Source organism: Brakhagea slesvicensis (assembly GCF_052161625.1).
Lineage (GTDB): Bacteria > Planctomycetota > Planctomycetia > Pirellulales > Pirellulaceae > JBKCUI01.
On the sequence record NZ_CP197412.1, the window covers coordinates 4,157,642 to 4,173,647 of the forward strand.

Sequence of the window (16,006 nt, forward strand, 5' to 3'; positions counted from 1 at the left end):
ACTATCTCTAGCCGAGGGCCTCGACCCCACCGATGATTTCCATGATTTCGCCGGTGATCTTGCTTTGGCGAGCGCGGTTGTAGGTTCGGGAAAGGGACTTGATCAGATCCCCTGCGTTCTCGGTCGCGCTCTTCATCGCGACCATCCGAGCGATTTGCTCGCTGACCGCAGCATCCAAAAAGCACTTGAACAGTCGCGCCCGGAAGCTGGCTGGAACGACCTCTTCCAAGATCGCGGCGGCATCCGGAAGGAATTCATAGTCGTCGCGTATGGATCCCTTGGACGTTTCGGAACGGTTTGACTCTGAAGCGGAATTTCCCGCTGGCGGCGAGGCCAAGTCAAAGCCCCCGAAAGGAAGCAACGTTTCCACGACGGCAATTTGCTTCGAGCTGCTAACGAACTTTGTGTAAGCAACATCCACGCGATCGACTTTGCCGGTGATGTATCTTGCAATCAATTCATCGGCAATCCGCCCCACTGCATCAAACGTGGGTTGGTCTTCAAAGTCCGTGTAAGTCTTTTCGATTGGAACTCCAGCGAATTTGAGGGCTGCGATCCCTCGTTTGCCGCTGACGCTCAGTTCGCCGCTCTCAGCCAACGCCTTGATCTCGGCCCGGCGAGCGACTGCTGCTTTCACAACGTTGCCGTTGTAGCCACCGCAAAGACCGCGGTTGGCGGTCAACACGAGCATATCGATCGACTTGATCTCATCTCGCTGGTTGAGGAGCGGATGGGTGACATCCGTCCCGCTTTTCGCGAGATCCTGGACGATCTGCGTGATCCGCTTGGTATAGTCCGTTGCAGCTGCCGCACGATCCATCGCCTTTTTGAAGCGAGCCGTTGCGATGAGCTCCATTGTTCGCGTGATCTTGCGAATGTTTTTGACCGACTTGCGCCGTTTATCGAGCTGACGAATATTCGCCATGGCTAAACAACCTTTCGGCTATGGTTACTTGAACGACGCTTTGAACGAAGCGATGGCCGACTTGATCATCTCTTCGATTTCGGTGGTGAGATCCGCGACGTCGCGAATCTTGGTCAACAGCTCGGGCTTGCGATCCCGTACGTAAGTCAGAAGACCCACTTCGAAGTCACGTACCTTGGTCACAGGAATGTCGTCCAAGTGTCCGCGAGTACCTGCGTAAATACTGATGACTTGGTCTGCGATGTCCATCGGTTGGTATTGCGACTGCTTCAGCAACTCGACCATCCGATAGCCTCGGTCCAATTTGGACTGCGTAGCAGGATCAAGCTCCGTACCCAGCTGGGCGAACGCTTCCAATTCACGGAAAGCGGCCAAATCGAGACGCAGACCGCCGGCAACTTTTTTCATCGCCTTGATCTGCGCGTTACCACCGACGCGCGAAACAGAGATACCGACGTTCATCGCAGGGCGGATACCTGCAAAGAACAAGTCCGGTTGCAAATAAATCTGTCCATCGGTGATCGAGATGACGTTGGTCGGAATATAAGCCGACACTTCCCCTTCCAAGGTCTCGATGATGGGAAGACTCGTGAGCGAGCCGCCACCCAGTTCCTTCGACAGTTTAGCCGAACGCTCCAAAAGGCGGCTGTGGCAGTAGAAAACGTCCCCGGGAAACGCTTCGCGTCCTGGCGGGCGACGCATCAACAAACTCAACTGTCGGTAAGCGACTGCTTGCTTGCTCAAGTCATCGTAGACGATCAAGGCGTGGCCGCCATTGAACATGAAGTGTTCGGCCATCGCTGTTCCGGCATAAGGTGCAACGTATTGCAACGGAGCAGGAGCCGAGGCACCCGAGACGATAACCGTCGTGTAATCCATCGCGCCAGCTTTGGTCAAGGCGTCGATCACCAAAGCGACCGAAGAGTCCTTTTGGCCGATCGCGACGTAAAAACACTTTACGCCTTTCCCCTTTTGGTTGATGATCGCGTCGATCGCGACAGCGGTCTTGCCCGTCTTTCGGTCACCGATGATCAGTTCCCGTTGACCGCGTCCGATGGGGGTCATCGCATCGATCGCTTTGATCCCGGTTTGCATTGGTTCGTGAACCGGTTGTCGCTCTGCAACACCGGTTGCAATGATTTCCACGGGGCGAGTGACCGTAGCGTTGACAGGGCCCTTTCCGTCGAGCGGGTTACCCAAAGGATCAAGAACGCGTCCGATGACCGCGTCACCTGCGGGAACCGAAAGGAGCGTTCCGAGGGCCTTTACTTCATCCCCTTCGCTGATACTGAGATAATCGCCGAGGATAATGACCCCAACGCTTTGCTCTTCCAGATTGAACGCAAGGCCGATTGCGCCGTTCGGGAATTCCACCATCTCACCGGACATGACGTTCGAGAGACCGTAAACCCGAGCGATACCGTCGCCGACCTCCAGCACAGTACCTACTTCTCGGACATCGACTTGGCTGCCGAACGTCTCAATTTCTTTTTGAATGACGGCTGCAATTTCATCCGAGTTGAACTTCATGAGTCAAACCTCTTTTAGCGTTCCGAACGAACGCGAGTACATCTGTGGGAACGATTGTGTATTGTAAATGTGTTCGAAATCGAACAGGGCGACAGTCCACCGCCAGGTGAACTGTGATTAACTCGTGAACCGTGACTAGCTCGCCAATTCGGCGGATGCGGCGCGAACCGCTGCCGTTGCTTTGGCTCCCGCCTCGCGGCGCAATGTCTTCAATTGACCATCGACGCTGCCGTCGTAAACGGTATCGCCGATGCGGACGACCATACCACCCAAAATCGACGGATCGACTTTGGTGAGGAGTCGGATGTCCTTGTTGAATGTGCTCTTTAGTTTGTTTTGCAAAGCCGATTTGGATTGCTCATTCATCTCCGCCGACGTCGTGACGAGGACTTGGAGTCGTCCTGCCCACTCGTCTCGCAAGGCAATCGCGGCCGACGCGATGGGACGCAAATGCTGCAATCGATTGCGTCGACAAATCACCTTGAGGAAATTCAAAACGATCCCGTCCATCGACTTCCCGAAAACGCGATCGATCAAGTCGACTTTGTCTTCCGCAGCAGTCTTTGGATTCGCAAGAACCATTTCAAATTTCTGGTTCTTGTTGAGAACATCCTGGACAAACGATTCCAACTGATCGACTACCAAATCCACCTTGTTCGCCGAAGCAGCCGACTGAAGCAGCGCTTTGGCATACACCTCCCCAACGTGCTGCCCTTCGCTGTCGAAGACCGTGGCAATCTGGTTCACTTGCTCTGACATGTGTTAACCAATAAACCGTTGGAGGAAATGTATGGAACGAGGAGGAATGAAAGGCGACTAGTTCTTGCTTGGCAAATTGGAGATCGCTTCTGCAATCAACTTCTGATGGTCATCTGCTTTGAGTTCTCGACCGACGAATCGGCGAGCTAAAGCAAAAGCCATGTCCGTACTCTTGGTGGTCAAATCGGAGAGGGCCGCTTGTTTGGCCGACTCGATTTCGGCCAACGCGCGATCGCGTGAGCGAGCCGCTTCTGTTTGTGCCTCAGCTCGGATCCGTTCACCCACTTGTTCCGCATCCTTGCGAGCTTGGGTGACCATCTCCTGAGCTTGAACGGCCGCTTCCGCCAGTTTCGCTTCGTACTCTTTTAGTTTGGTCGCGGCGGTTTCCGCGGCCTGCTTCGCTTCGGTGATCTGCGATGCAATCGCCGCCTCTCGCTTCGCCAAACCCTGCGAAATCGGCTTCCAAGCCAGACCGTAGAGAAGAGCGAAAAGCAAAAGGAACACGACAGCCGAAAACAATGCCTTGTCCGACTTGAGCTCGAGCAAATTGTTCATGTCGGCAGAGGCGTGGCCATGAGTTAAATCCTCATGCCCCTCTCCCGATGCAACTGCAACACCACTGAACGAGGCAACGATTGCAATCAGCAACCCGCACAAGAAAACTGGAAGTTGGCGAACCATGGTCGGCCTTAAACACAAAGTTGGAAACGATTCAGAAACGGTCGCGATCCCATCGGATCAACAAACGACATTACGATCCAGCGAATGGGTTCTGTTGCGAGCAAACGAACACCGCATAGAACGCGAGACCTTCAATCAGAGCAGCCGCGATGATCATCGCAACTTGGATCGTTCCAGAGGACTCTGGCTGACGAGCGATCGACTCCACCGCGCCCTTAGCGAGCATACCAATGCCGAGTGCAGCACCGATCACAGCGAGACCAGCACCGATCGCTCCTGGCATACCGCCAGTGCTTTGTGCGGAAGCGGGCAACGCCATCAGAGCAACGATACCGAGGGCCATGTAGCCAATTCGAAGAACATTAAACACTTTCAAAATCTCCTGATTCCAGAGCAAGTGAAAAACAATGAGCTGAACGACCTTGACTCACCAACGAGCCAAAGATGGATTCTTAGTGGTGGTGCATCGCGCTTCCTACGAAGAGCGCTGCAAGGAACGTGAAAACATAAGCCTGCAAGAATGCGACGAACAACTCCATCACACTCAATAGCGTCGTTCCAAAAACCGAGATCCCCGCTACTCCCATCCAAGCAGGAGTGCTGAGGGAGGAAGCGACCGGCAAACTGATCCCGATCCCTAATATCCCCAATAGGACCAAGTGACCTGCACCCATATTCATCAACAATCGCACTGCCAACACGCCGTGCTTGATGAACAAAGATGCGAACTCGATGATCCAGATCAAAGGAACAATGAAAACAGCCAAGTAAATGGGAAGACCCATCGAGGGGCAAATGTTCTTAAGATAACCGACGACGCCAAAAGTCTTAATACCCATCGCCACGCCGACAATGAAGACAATCAATGCCAGCGCAAACGTAGTCCCAAAGGATGCCGTCGGAGCACCCACCCAAGGGATCATTCCGGCCAAGTTGCAGCCGAGGATAAAAAAGAACAAGGACCAGAAGAAGGGCATGAACTTGTCCGCATCGTGTTCACCCATCGCCGGTACGACGACGTTGTTTCGCACGGCTTGAACAAAGCCCTCCAGCAAGTTCCAGGCTTTGCCCTTCGGTGCTTCCGTTGTCGACACCCTCTTGGCGAGCCAGCGGAAAATGAACAGAACGACAATCGCCACCAAGACCTCGATGATCATGTAGCGACTGATCCCAAACCCAGATTCCACCTCGTATGCGTTTCGCAATTGAGCGAACGGCTGTGGGATCAAGACTTTACCATGAAGGCTTTGGTTGTACTCGGCAATCTTCTCGGAGGACCAGTCCTTACCAGCCCCTTCGCTGACGAATTTCGAAACGACTGCGTCTGAATTGATCGAAGCCTTGAGTGCCTGCCACTTGGACGCTGTTGCCTCATCGCTTTGTAGATCGATAAACCACTCTATTTTTGGCTGTGGATTCTCGGCCAAGTAAGCTTTCACGCCGTCGACGGCGCTCGGAGCCTTCGTCTTTGCCCAATTCTTCGCCCGCGAGACAACAATCGCCGCTTGCTTCTCCAAGTACGCATCTAACGGCCAGCTATGGTTGCCAGCCGACTCGTGCTGCCAATGCTGCCAGTCTTCTTTGAGCGTGGCCAAGTCCCCATCGCTGACTCCCATATCCTTAAGTCCGGCAATGATCGCGTCGGCCTCTTCAGATTGGAAACCAGAATCAAGCCGCACCATCCACTTGGGGAAGTCCGCGGCTTTCTCTCGAGAACTGCGCCACATGAACTTTGGCAACTCGAAGTAGTATCCGTCTTTGATATGGAGGATATCGGAGGCCATGCTTGAGAGGCGGGGTTAGATACGAGAATGGATACGTCTAATTTGGAGGCAGGATTCTAATGCTAGAAAAGAAAAATAACAGCCCACCAACGTGCTGACGAAAAAATTGTGATTGTTCCATTTTGTCGCAGTAGCAAACCCGAGCGACCCAAGAACTACCATCGTTCGAACCAGCCCGAATAGCAAAACCGATGCAACCGGGTTCTTTCGTTCAAACGCCTCCGTGTTCAAGATCCAACTAAAAAGACTCGCTCCAAAGCAAACTGCGACTCCCCCTAACCGCGCAGGGAGGGTTTCCCAAGGATCGCTCCCCGGATCGCGATTCACCCGATCCAGAGCAATCACCATCGCAGTTGCGACCAACCCGAGAACGACGATCCAATAAAGATCTCGCTTCATGACTGCTTTTGTTCTTTGCGCTCGAATTCCGCAGCCCGAACGACATACATCATTCCCACGATCGCAATGGCTCCTCCCACCAAAAAACCAATCACGGTCAAATAGGACGTCCCCAGCCACTTGTCGAGGTAGGATCCACCCACTCCCACCAGAAGCATGAGCAGCAAGACTGCCATTACCCGACTGAAGGCATTGAGGGCGATCGTATTTTTATTTCCGCGATTCCCGTTTTCGCTGCCAGGTTCTGTCCCCCGCTTGGAATCGACTTCGGAAGGTTTGTGTGACATATTTGCACGATCGGTTCTCTCGGATGGCCCGGACGACCCGCGAAGCCGATCCAATCTGTTCGCGAAGCCCAGAAAGGCTGGGCTAGCTAACTTTCCATCCAAACTCTAGAAATCCTAAGTCCGCTAAGCATACTAAATAAAGATGCAGGGACGGTCGAGTGACCTCCGCTTTTGCTCGATTTATTGAACACGCAGGGAGCAGCTACCTTGTCGACCGAACGAAAAAAGTCCGCTAGCTCCAAAAGAAACCCCGCCAAATCTCCCACCAAAGGGGGGGCTCGAAGCACCGATAACGCTCCAGCCCCAAAAAAGACAGCAAAAGCACTGAAAACAACATCGAAACCCTCTGCTAAGGGGGCTGCAAAGAACCTTGAAAAGTCACGTTCGACCCCTAAGAAGTCAGTTGACGGAATGACCAAAGCGAAATCTGCACAAAAAGCAGCACCGAAGGACGCGAAAGAAACCAAGAAGATCGCCGCGGCGAAGAAGCCGCCCCTGCCTGCCTCCAAAACGAAGGGGAATGGGACAAAAGGGGTGAAAGAAAAGGGAGCGTCGGTCAAATCGAAGCCACTTCCCTCCAAAGCAGCAAAAGGTGCGAAAGCCGAAAAAGGGGCGCCGAAGGCGAAGGCCACACCTGCGATTCTAAAGCCATCCAAGGGCGCAAAACCTGCGTTGCCTTCCAAAGACTCGGCAAAAATCGCTTCCACCGCTCAGCTCAAACCCTCTCCCACGAGTAAGAAAGAGGGGGTAACGGCCAAGTCGGCGGTTAAGACAAAGGAGCCGGTCGGGGTTGCTAAGACCATGAAGCCGGCCACGAAGAAAGTCGAGCAAGCGACCCCCCCTTCCAACACGAATCCCGATATCGTCGCCAAAATCCGAACGGCGCAGGCCAGCAAGGAGGCTCGTAAAGATCTCGCCCAGCCCTCGCCAAAATCCTCCCTGGTCTCCAATACTCAGGTCCCACCACTTGAGAAAGGGAAAGATAGGCTCATTCTCATGGTGCGGGATGCGTTCTGGCTCCATGCCCATTGGGATATCACTCGGCAAACGGTGGAGCGGGCTCGCGTTTCCATCGCCGAGCATTGGCACACGGCCAAGCCGATCCTGCGACTGCTTAAACTCGATGACAATGGGACGACCAACAACGCGGAGACTGTCTTTCAAGACGTAGAGATTCACGGGGGTGTCCGCAATTGGTACCTCCAGATCGAAGTGCCCGGTTGCTCGTTCAAACTGCAGCTTGGCTATCTCACCTCGAACGGCCGTTTTTATGAATTGGTTCGAAGCAATACCGTGACGATGCCAATGGCTGGCTCGAAAGAAGTCGTCGATGATCACTGGGCAGACATTGCAAAGGATGCCGAACGCATCTACGCGATGAGCGGTGGGTATAACGAGGACACGCAATCGGGGGATCTATCCGAGGTGTTTGAGGAACGACTCAAACGGACGATGGACACAGACGTGCTTTCGCAATTCGGATCGGGCGCCGAGGGTGGCCTGAAACGGAACAAGCAGTTTTACTTTGAAGTGGACGCCGAATTGATTGTCTTCGGTTCCACCCATTCCGACGCCCATGTCAATGTCGGTGGTGAGCCGGTGAAGGTCCGTTCTGACGGGAGCTTCTCCATCCGACTCCCTCTCCCAGACCGTCGGCAAGTCTTGCCGGCAACGGCCAAGAGTCGTGATGGAGTGGATGAGCAGACCGTCGTTATTGCCGTGGAGCGGAACACGAAAGTGATGGAACCTCTCTCGATGGATGTCGAAGACCTGTAAGGCGGCACCGTCTGAAAACATGGCGCCGTCTGAAAACATGGCGCCGTAGGAACGAAATACCAACCGAGCGATGCGAGAGTTCTGGCTCGGAAGATATTTCCTTGGAGAGGTCTATCAGGGAAGCTGCAAGGGAATTCGAGCTTGAGCGCCCATGCTTTTCTTGGCTAGATCGAGGATGGCTAGAGCAGTGCAGGCGTCTTCCAGGTCGCTCGAATTGCAAACGAGCGATGTGACTGCTCGGTGGAACTGGCTGAACATTTGTTGTCCGACGGACAGTTCGGTGTCGAGCGCTTCTTGATGCCGCCCTGCGTCGTCGAACCAAACGAGTGTGGAAGGCAAATCAACGAACGCTAATCCCTTCTCGCAACACACTTGAATGGCAGCAGGAGGGCGGTAGGTGATGGCTTCATGCCATACTTCCGGAATGTAAGCACCGCAGCTGATTTGCGCCAGAATAGCCTTCGAGTCTTGCTCGGGCGACCCGAAGCCTAGGCTGAAAATTTGATAATCGGCGGTGGCGACCGAGTCTCGGCTTGCATGCCGAATCGCTTGGACCCACTCTGGCGTTTCGCCAACGATGTAATTGCACCAGTCGATGAGTTCCACTAGCTCGCGCTGCGACCTTGCCTCTAGCGACCGTGCGTGACGGATGTCCTTGTTCTCACAGGTCAGCCGGCGGTGGCAAAACAGAAGCCGCGGTCGTCCTAAGCGAGTTGCTATGAGCTCTTTGAGACGCAATGTTGCAGGGGCGAAACGCCGCGAGAGCTCGGTCATGAAGGCGATCCCGGCGGACTGGATCCGGCTCTTCAAATCCGCTGCGGCAGAAGCGCTGAGATCGATCTCGGCACCACAGAACACAGCCTTCCCGTAGTCGCATGCGGCGAGCAACGGAGTGAGCTGGTACCAGTCATCTTCTAACACCATCACGGCGTCGAGGGATGGATTTTCCATCATCTCGCGAAAACTGGTATAGGGCAACGCGTCTAGCTCGCGGGCGCTGTTTTCCGCTAGAGCATGAACGCTATTGTAAATGCCGATGACTTGAAACCTCTCTCGCATCGATCGGAGAGCTGGCAAATATCTCGACTGCCAATCGCGTCCCTGCCCGATAACTCCGATGCGAAGTTTCATACGCTACCGAATGCTACCGCTTTCGGCGTTTGCATTTCGCGTTCCCTTGACGCACCTTGTAGCGAGGGTTGCTTTTGCAAATGACGTAAATGCGTCCACGGCGGCGGACCACTTGGCAGTCAGGATGTCGATACTTCAACGCCCCGATGGACGAAACGACTTTCATGTTTCCTAAACTCCGGAAAACAACGAGGTTTTCTTTTAGTTGAACGTTATAAAACCGCCCAATCCTAGGCGGGAAAAAGCGAATTATAGCGTCCCAACTTGCATGAGCAACGGCAAATGCAAATCGGCAGAATCGTCTCACTCAGCCCAATCTTTCCAACGAGAAGGGCTAAAACACCTTGAATCTCCCGGGAAACGGGCCTTCCAAGCTATCGTCCTCGGGCCATCTCCTGAAAGAGCTGGTACCTGGCTTTCATTTCGACCAAGCTATCCCCGCCAAATTTCTCGATGAAGGCGGCGGCAATTTCGAACGCGACGACATGTTCAACGATAATCGCCGCCGCGGATATGGCACAAACATCACTCCGCTCGTAGCTGGCCCGGTGGGAGACCTTGTCCGCCATGCGGATGGAATCGAGTGGCTTCCGCAGTGTGCTGATCGGTTTTTTCGCAGCCCGCAGGATCAAACTTTGGCCGTTGGTCATGCCGCCTTCCAGCCCGCCTGCGTTGTTGGTGGGGCGCACATAGCCCAAATTGGGGGAGTGCGCCTGGGCGGCGTCGTAATGGATCGGATCGTGTACCTGCGAACCGGGCCTGCGAGCGGCCTCAAATCCCATCCCAATCTCGACACCCTTGATCGCCTGCACTGCCATCACGGCTTGCGCGAGTTTTCCATCCAGCTTGCGATCCCACTGTGCGTGGGTTCCCAATCCAAAAGGAAGGCCATCGACGCGGACTTCGATAACCCCTCCGAGCGTGTCGCCTTCGTCGGCCATTCGATCGATGTATTGTTCCGCCTCCTTGTCCAGCGAAGGATCGACCGAGTAGATCGAGCTTTGATCGCGAAGCGCCCGCGTATCAGGAACGGACAAATTCAACGTATCCCCGTGTCCGATCGGCATTTGGCCCAATTCGACCACATAACCGATCGTCTCGATCCCGAACTCGCGTAGGAGTAATCTCGCCAAGGCTCCGGCGGCAACTCGAGCGGCCGTCTCTCTCGCGCTGGATCGTTCCAAGACACCGCGGATAGAACCTAAATATTTGATTGCACCCGTCAAATCTGCGTGACCGGGGCGGGGCCGCTCCAGTTCCTTGAGCCGCTCCAGCTTGTAATCGTTGTTCACGACCTGCATGGTAATGGGTGAACCCAACGTGGCCCCTTGCCATACACCAGTCAAAAAGTCGGCATGGTCCTGCTCCAACTTTTGCCGACCTCCCCGACCATATCCCCCCTGACGAAGACGCAGTTCTCGGTCGATAAATTCGTTATCGATCGTGACACCGGCAGGGAAACCGTCGACCAGTGCGATCAATGCCTTTCCGTGCGATTCTCCAGCGGTCCAATAACGAAGCATAAAGGCAGGTTTCTCAAAAGCGGCTTGTCAGCTAAAACCAATAGTTTAGTCCACCGCGCCCACTAGCCAAGCCGCGTTTCCATCCGCAGCCTCCATCCCCTCCTCTCGATCTGCTCTCATTTTTCCGACCAAAGGGACCTTCTACATTGAACGCACCCCCCCCAAAGGCCCCGGTCCGAACCGGTTATTGCACCAATGTTCACGCTGGTCGCGACCTCAGCACCGTTCTGGAAACGCTCAAGAAATTTGCGGTTCCCGTCCGTGATTTGCTCGATCGCAACCTCGATGGTGCGCGCCTACCACGAGAACTAGGGTTGGGCCTGTGGTTCTCCGAGGTCTCGGCTCGCGAAGCCCTATTGCCCCAGTCCCTGGATGCGTTACGCCGATTTCTTAAATCGGAATCTTTGAACGCCTTTACGCTCAACGGGTTTCCACAAGGTGACTTTCACGAACCCATCGTCAAACACCGCGTCTACCAGCCTACCTGGTACGACCCAGCCCGCTTGGAATACACGTTGAACTTGGCCGAACTCCTCCACGAACTCCTACCCCCTGACGCGATCGGCACCATTTCCACCCTCCCCATCGCTTGGGGCTCACCTCCTCTCACCACCATCCAAATCGAAGGGGTCTGCAAGCAATGGGCTGAACTGGCTCGCCGGCTGCACGCGCTTCGGGAGCGAACGGGACGCACCATTCTGGTTGCCATCGAACCCGAACCCGGTTGTGTTTTCTCCGACAGCCAGTCGTTCCGTCGGTTCTACATCGAATCCTTCCTTCCCTCCCTCGCGACGGAATCCGAACGAGAGATCGCCAGACGCCATATCACCCTTTGCCACGATATTTGCCATGCAGCGGTGATGTTCGAGGATCAAGCCTTCGAATTGTCTCAAACCTTCGAAGCGGGTATGCGTGTCGGCAAGGTCCAAGTCTCCTCGGCACTCGACGTTCCTTGGCACTCGATGGACCAATCGGATCGAAACCAAGCTTGGACGCAACTGCACGCCTTCGCCGAAGATCGCTACCTGCACCAAACTCATGTCCAAACTGGAAATCATCGAACGTTGCACGAAGATTTGCCCGATCTACTGGCTAAACAAAAGGCTGCACCGACGGACTCGCAGTGGCGGATTCACTTTCACGTCCCGATTTACCAGACGTCATTCGGTGCTCTCCACTCGACACAATCGGAAATCGAACGCTGTCTCGACGTATTGGTGCCACGCATCGGAACAGAGCAATTTCCAGCCGGACACTTCGAAGTCGAAACGTACGCTTGGACGGTTCTACCGAAGGAATGGAGACAAAGTTCCTTGAGCGAAGGAATCGCCAAAGAGCTGACTTGGTTCGAAACGTTGCTTCATGCGAAGCTGGATACTCACCTCCACCAAACGGCTGCCGACCGAGCAAGAAAGTAATCCCACGAGCATGGAATCCCGTTTGTCGTTTTTTCGTCGCGACGGACTGCTTTTGTACGGTGCAGCAGGTTGTTTCTACATGCTGCTGGCCTGGTTGTTCGGCACTCTGCAACCTCTCCGACAAATCGATACCGAGAGTTATGAACATTTTCCCTCCCCGCTGAGCCTATCCGCCCTCGAGCAGACGCGAACGTTTGTCTACCCAGTGTTTCTCAAATTCGCTGCGGTCCTAGGGGGAACCAATGCCGCCGCTTGGGTCCCCTTGCTGCAGTCGGTAATCTGGTTGGGCGCGATCGGAGTCTGGGGCGGGGCGCTGCGATCCTGTCGATTCCCGACGAGGATGGCGCTTGCCGCATCACTCCCTCTCTATGGGCTCCCGTTCGCTTGGCGATACACCTCCATGCTCACCCCGGATTTGCTCGCTTGTTCCTTCTCTCTCGTTGCTGCCGCAGCGTGGTTGGTCGCCATCTACCATCCCAATCGATGGGGAATGATGATGGTGGCAGGCGCCTGCGTGTTCGCTGCTTATCAGACGAAGCCCGTTTATCTTTTCTTGGTTCCTTGGCTTCCGATCGCGACTTGGGTCGCGCGGGGGTGGCTATTTGCATGGGATCGAACGGCGCTTCGCAGTTTCTACCAAGCCAGCTTGGTCGCAATCGTCCCCTTTATCGCGTGGTGCACCCTGCGCTGGATGCTGGTAGGGCATTTTGGACTGGTCTCCTTTGGTGGCTACAACATTGTTGGAATCACAGGACAACTCGTTGCGCCGGAGCATTTGCCGCGACTCACCGCCAGATCGCAGGATTTGGGGGAGAGAATTCTGGCAGAAAGGACCAAGCGAACGGATTGGAATACCTCTGGAGCTTTCGATTCGGTAACGCAGCAGTTCAATCCCATGGTTTGGGAGATTGCGGTCCCCATCGCGTCCGAATTGGAAGGCGGGGAACCCAAACGCATCAACGCTCGATTGAGCCAGTTCTCGCGAGAAATCCTGTTGGCATCGCCGAAGGAGTATGGAATCTGGCTGCTTCGGGCCATGAAGCATGCTGCTATCGAATTGATACGGTCGTTAGGTAGCAACCCCCTGGTGTGGATTGCCATCGCTTGGATGGGATGGTTCTGGTGCACCGATTGGTTAAGCATGAAGCGGCGATCGGAATTGTTTCCGCACCCTCAGCGGAACGAAAGCGATGGGGAACATGACGCCACGGTAGCGATCGAGAGGATGCGAGCCGCCCAAACGATCGTGTGGCTGTCGATTGGCTGGAGCGTTGGAAAGATGATGTTGGTGATCCTGGTCGAGCCACCGAACGATCGCTATGCCGGTCCCGCATCCCTGTTTCTCGCGTCCGCAGTCGTAACAGTCATTTCGCAAACCCGAAGAAGTGACAATCCGTAACAAACTTGAATACGAAAGCAATAACATGATGAGTTCAGGTAGCAGCAACCGGTCAAGACGTTCTTGGATGACGTGCGCGATGGGGCTTCCTGTGGGAGTATCGCTCCTAGGGACATGGTCGAATTTTGTCTGGGGCACTCCACCTCAACGGTACGAACGTTGGGATCATGGCCCTCCAGCCGACCCCGCATTTTTTCCCATCGCGGTATGGGTCCAAGCTCCCCGGCATGCTGCGAAGTATCGCGCCGCTGGTATCAATACCTATGTTGGACTTTGGAACGGACCCACCGAGGATCAACTCGAGCAATTAGATCGCGCCGGGATGAAGGTGGTTTGCGATCAAAACGAAGTCGCGCTTCGTTCCGAGCATCGCGACATCATCATCGCTTGGATGCATGGAGATGAGCCGGACAATGCTCAGGCGAAGCGGGATGGGAAAGGATACGATCCGCCCATCCTGCCCGAGAAGATTGTCCGCGATTATCAGCGCATTCAAAAGAAAGATCCGAGTCGTCCGGTATTGCTCAACTTGGGGCAAGGAGTTGCGTATGACCAGTACATAGGGCGAGGGACACGACGCAATCATCCCGAAGATTACCCCGAATACATTCGAGGATCTGACATCGTCTCGTTCGATATCTATCCGGCGGTGCATGATAAACCGGAAGTGGCCGGCAAGCTGGAGTTTGTTGCTCTGGGTGTGAAGCGATTGAGGGAGTGGGCGACGGACGACCAAGTCGTCTGGAATTGCATTGAATGCAGTCGCATTAGCAATACCAAGCGAAAGCCGACCGTAAACGAAATCCGCTCCGAAGTTTGGATGTCCATCGTCCATGGATCTCGGGGATTGATCTATTTCGTCCACCAGTTTGAACCTAACTTCGTCGAAGCGTCGGTATTGCAAGATGCGGAACTGCTGGCTGGTATCACGGAAATCAACGAGAGAATCCAATCCTTGGCAGCTGTTATCAACTCCCCCGAACAAAAGGCCTTGATGAAGCTTTCCAGCAGTCAGGGGGACGGCGCAATCGCCGCGACTTGGCGATCTCATCAAGGCAACCATTATTGCTTCGTCGTTGGGATGACCGATCAAGCGACCGAATTGGAATGGGAGACGCCTCCATCAGGAGTTCGCGTGGAGGTCCTTGGAGAAGCTCGTTTCTTGGAGAACCGCAACGGAAAGCTCACGGATGCCTTGCCAGGCTACGGCGTCCGTTTGTACCGATGGGGGTAGGCAGCAAGAAGGGTTTCCAATCTGCCGATGCGGTCCATCGGGTGGGATTCTTCATTGCGATCCGATAACGCCAGGGCAAAGGAAACAGCGAGGAATCAATGGAGCGGTTTGGTGGCCAAGAACAGTTTGAGGGCTTGCTTGTGCTCTGCCACGTCATGAATTCGCAAGATTTGAATCCGCTGCAATGCGAGTGATAGGGAGACGCCGAGAGTGCCTATCGCTCTCGGTGTGTCCTTGCTCCCAAGAAGCTTAGCAATGAATCCTTTGCGTGAGTGACCCACGAGAATCGGTGCACCCGTCTCGTGGAATCTGGCAGCGTTCTGGATAAGCTCGATGTTGTGTTCATGGGTTTTGCCGAAGCCGATGCCCGGGTCCAGGCAGATCCGTTCGTACGCGATCCCCGATTTCAAAAGGGATTCCTTGCGTGCCAGCAAATACCCCAGGATATCTTCGACCACATCGTCGTAATACGGATTGTCTTGCATGGTTTGAGGGGTTCCCTGCATATGCATCGCGCAGATGCCCACTTCGGATTGGAGAGCGACCTCCATCATTTCCGGGTCCCCTTCCAAACCGGAGACATCATTGATGATCTCGGCACCCAAGTCGATCGCAGCCCTGGCTACCGACGCCTTCATCGTATCGATGGAAATGGGGATCTGAACCCGGGATTGCAAGCGTTCAAGGACTGGGACGACGCGACTCAGTTCTTCGTTGGCGTCGACTGGGAGGCTGTATGGCCGAGTACTTTCCCCGCCGATGTCAAGGATATCGGCCCCTTCATCTTCCATTCGCATTGCGTGATCGACGGCCGATTGGATTGTGAAGTGTCTACCGCCATCGGAGAAACTGTCGGGGGTAACGTTGAGGATGCCCATCAACAAAGGGCCTTGCGAGAGATCCAAGCGTTTGCTGCGGAGCGTCCAAGAAGTTGAGTAGGATTGCATAGGGGCCGATCTTACCGGTGGAAGAAAACCGCGATGAAGGATTCCCCATCCTACTCTGCGGCATTGCTGTTTGTCGATTTGAGCTGTTGACGCGTTGTCGGTGGGGGACGCTGTTTCCCCGCCTTGAGGAGGGGTGACGACGCTACAACCGGAACGGCAAAGCCGACGCAATCGGAAAAGTCACCTTATTTTACCAAGTTCCTCAAAGCATCC

Annotated in this window: 16 protein-coding genes; 4 read left to right on the forward strand and 12 right to left on the reverse strand. The window is 54.6% G+C overall.

Annotated elements, in window-relative coordinates:
• Positions 1 to 7 precede the first annotated feature (7 nt).
• From atpG to SH467x_RS15785, 8 genes are all read right to left on the reverse strand, one after another.
• Entirely contained in the window at positions 8 to 925 is a 918-nt protein-coding gene (gene atpG / locus SH467x_RS15750; RefSeq protein WP_482368063.1) for an ATP synthase F1 subunit gamma, read from the reverse strand.
• Positions 926 to 949: 24 nt separating this feature from the next.
• The gene (gene atpA / locus SH467x_RS15755; protein ID WP_482368064.1) at positions 950 to 2,455 is read right to left on the reverse strand and encodes a F0F1 ATP synthase subunit alpha; all 1,506 of its coding nucleotides are present in this window, start codon (positions 2,453 to 2,455) and stop codon (positions 950 to 952) included.
• 135 nt (positions 2,456 to 2,590) lie between these two features.
• A complete protein-coding gene (gene atpH, locus SH467x_RS15760; protein WP_482368065.1) occupies positions 2,591 to 3,214 on the reverse strand; it encodes an ATP synthase F1 subunit delta in 624 nt (207 codons plus the stop codon).
• Positions 3,215 to 3,271: 57 nt separating this feature from the next.
• Entirely contained in the window at positions 3,272 to 3,895 is a 624-nt protein-coding gene (gene atpF, locus SH467x_RS15765) for a F0F1 ATP synthase subunit B (RefSeq protein ID WP_482368066.1), read from the reverse strand.
• Positions 3,896 to 3,965: 70 nt separating this feature from the next.
• The gene (atpE, locus tag SH467x_RS15770; RefSeq protein WP_409994260.1) at positions 3,966 to 4,265 is read right to left on the reverse strand and encodes an ATP synthase F0 subunit C; all 300 of its coding nucleotides are present in this window, start codon (positions 4,263 to 4,265) and stop codon (positions 3,966 to 3,968) included.
• Between the two features lie 82 nt (positions 4,266 to 4,347).
• Entirely contained in the window at positions 4,348 to 5,679 is a 1,332-nt protein-coding gene (atpB, locus tag SH467x_RS15775; RefSeq protein ID WP_482368067.1) for a F0F1 ATP synthase subunit A, read from the reverse strand.
• 15 nt (positions 5,680 to 5,694) lie between these two features.
• A complete protein-coding gene (locus tag SH467x_RS15780) occupies positions 5,695 to 6,078 on the reverse strand; it encodes a hypothetical protein (RefSeq protein ID WP_482368068.1) in 384 nt (127 codons plus the stop codon).
• Positions 6,075 to 6,365: a hypothetical protein gene (locus SH467x_RS15785; RefSeq protein ID WP_482368069.1), complete on the reverse strand. Its 291-nt coding sequence runs from the start codon at positions 6,363 to 6,365 to the stop codon at positions 6,075 to 6,077. The genes SH467x_RS15780 and SH467x_RS15785 overlap by 4 nt, the downstream gene beginning before the upstream one ends.
• Positions 6,366 to 6,776: 411 nt before the next feature.
• On the opposite strand from SH467x_RS15785, the gene SH467x_RS15790 reads away from it, so the two are divergent.
• Positions 6,777 to 8,141, forward strand: coding sequence for a DUF4912 domain-containing protein (locus tag SH467x_RS15790; protein ID WP_482368070.1), 1,365 nt, complete (start codon positions 6,777 to 6,779; stop codon positions 8,139 to 8,141).
• A 114-nt stretch (positions 8,142 to 8,255) separates the two neighbouring features.
• On the opposite strand, the gene SH467x_RS15795 is transcribed toward SH467x_RS15790, so the two are convergent.
• The 3 genes from SH467x_RS15795 to aroC all read right to left on the reverse strand — a co-directional run bounded on the left by SH467x_RS15795 (position 8,256) and on the right by aroC (position 10,795).
• Positions 8,256 to 9,272, reverse strand: coding sequence for a Gfo/Idh/MocA family protein (locus tag SH467x_RS15795; protein ID WP_482368071.1), 1,017 nt, complete (start codon positions 9,270 to 9,272; stop codon positions 8,256 to 8,258).
• A gap of 13 nt (positions 9,273 to 9,285) precedes the next feature.
• Positions 9,286 to 9,438, reverse strand: a complete 153-nt coding sequence (gene ykgO / locus SH467x_RS15800) for a type B 50S ribosomal protein L36 (protein WP_146678559.1) — start codon at positions 9,436 to 9,438, stop codon at positions 9,286 to 9,288.
• A 208-nt stretch (positions 9,439 to 9,646) separates the two neighbouring features.
• The gene (gene aroC / locus SH467x_RS15805) at positions 9,647 to 10,795 is read right to left on the reverse strand and encodes a chorismate synthase (RefSeq protein WP_482368072.1); all 1,149 of its coding nucleotides are present in this window, start codon (positions 10,793 to 10,795) and stop codon (positions 9,647 to 9,649) included.
• Between the two features lie 146 nt (positions 10,796 to 10,941).
• Here aroC and eboE point away from each other — a divergent pair, with 146 nt between their 5' ends.
• Genes eboE through SH467x_RS15820 form a run of 3 tightly spaced genes read left to right on the forward strand, consistent with a single transcriptional unit; the run spans position 10,942 to position 14,846 of the window.
• A complete protein-coding gene (gene eboE, locus SH467x_RS15810; protein WP_482368073.1) occupies positions 10,942 to 12,213 on the forward strand; it encodes a metabolite traffic protein EboE in 1,272 nt (423 codons plus the stop codon).
• On the forward strand, positions 12,158 to 13,612 hold the full coding sequence (locus tag SH467x_RS15815; protein WP_482368074.1) for a hypothetical protein: 1,455 nt from the start codon (positions 12,158 to 12,160) through the stop codon (positions 13,610 to 13,612). The genes eboE and SH467x_RS15815 overlap by 56 nt, the downstream gene beginning before the upstream one ends.
• Before the next feature lie 25 nt (positions 13,613 to 13,637).
• Positions 13,638 to 14,846 carry a hypothetical protein gene (locus tag SH467x_RS15820; protein WP_482368075.1) on the forward strand — a complete coding sequence of 403 codons (1,209 nt, stop codon included), beginning with the start codon at positions 13,638 to 13,640 and terminating at the stop codon, positions 14,844 to 14,846.
• A 95-nt stretch (positions 14,847 to 14,941) separates the two neighbouring features.
• Here the strand turns inward: SH467x_RS15820 and folP are convergent, their stop codons facing one another.
• On the reverse strand, positions 14,942 to 15,793 hold the full coding sequence (gene folP / locus SH467x_RS15825) for a dihydropteroate synthase (RefSeq protein WP_482368076.1): 852 nt from the start codon (positions 15,791 to 15,793) through the stop codon (positions 14,942 to 14,944).
• Positions 15,794 to 16,006: the final 213 nt, after the last annotated feature.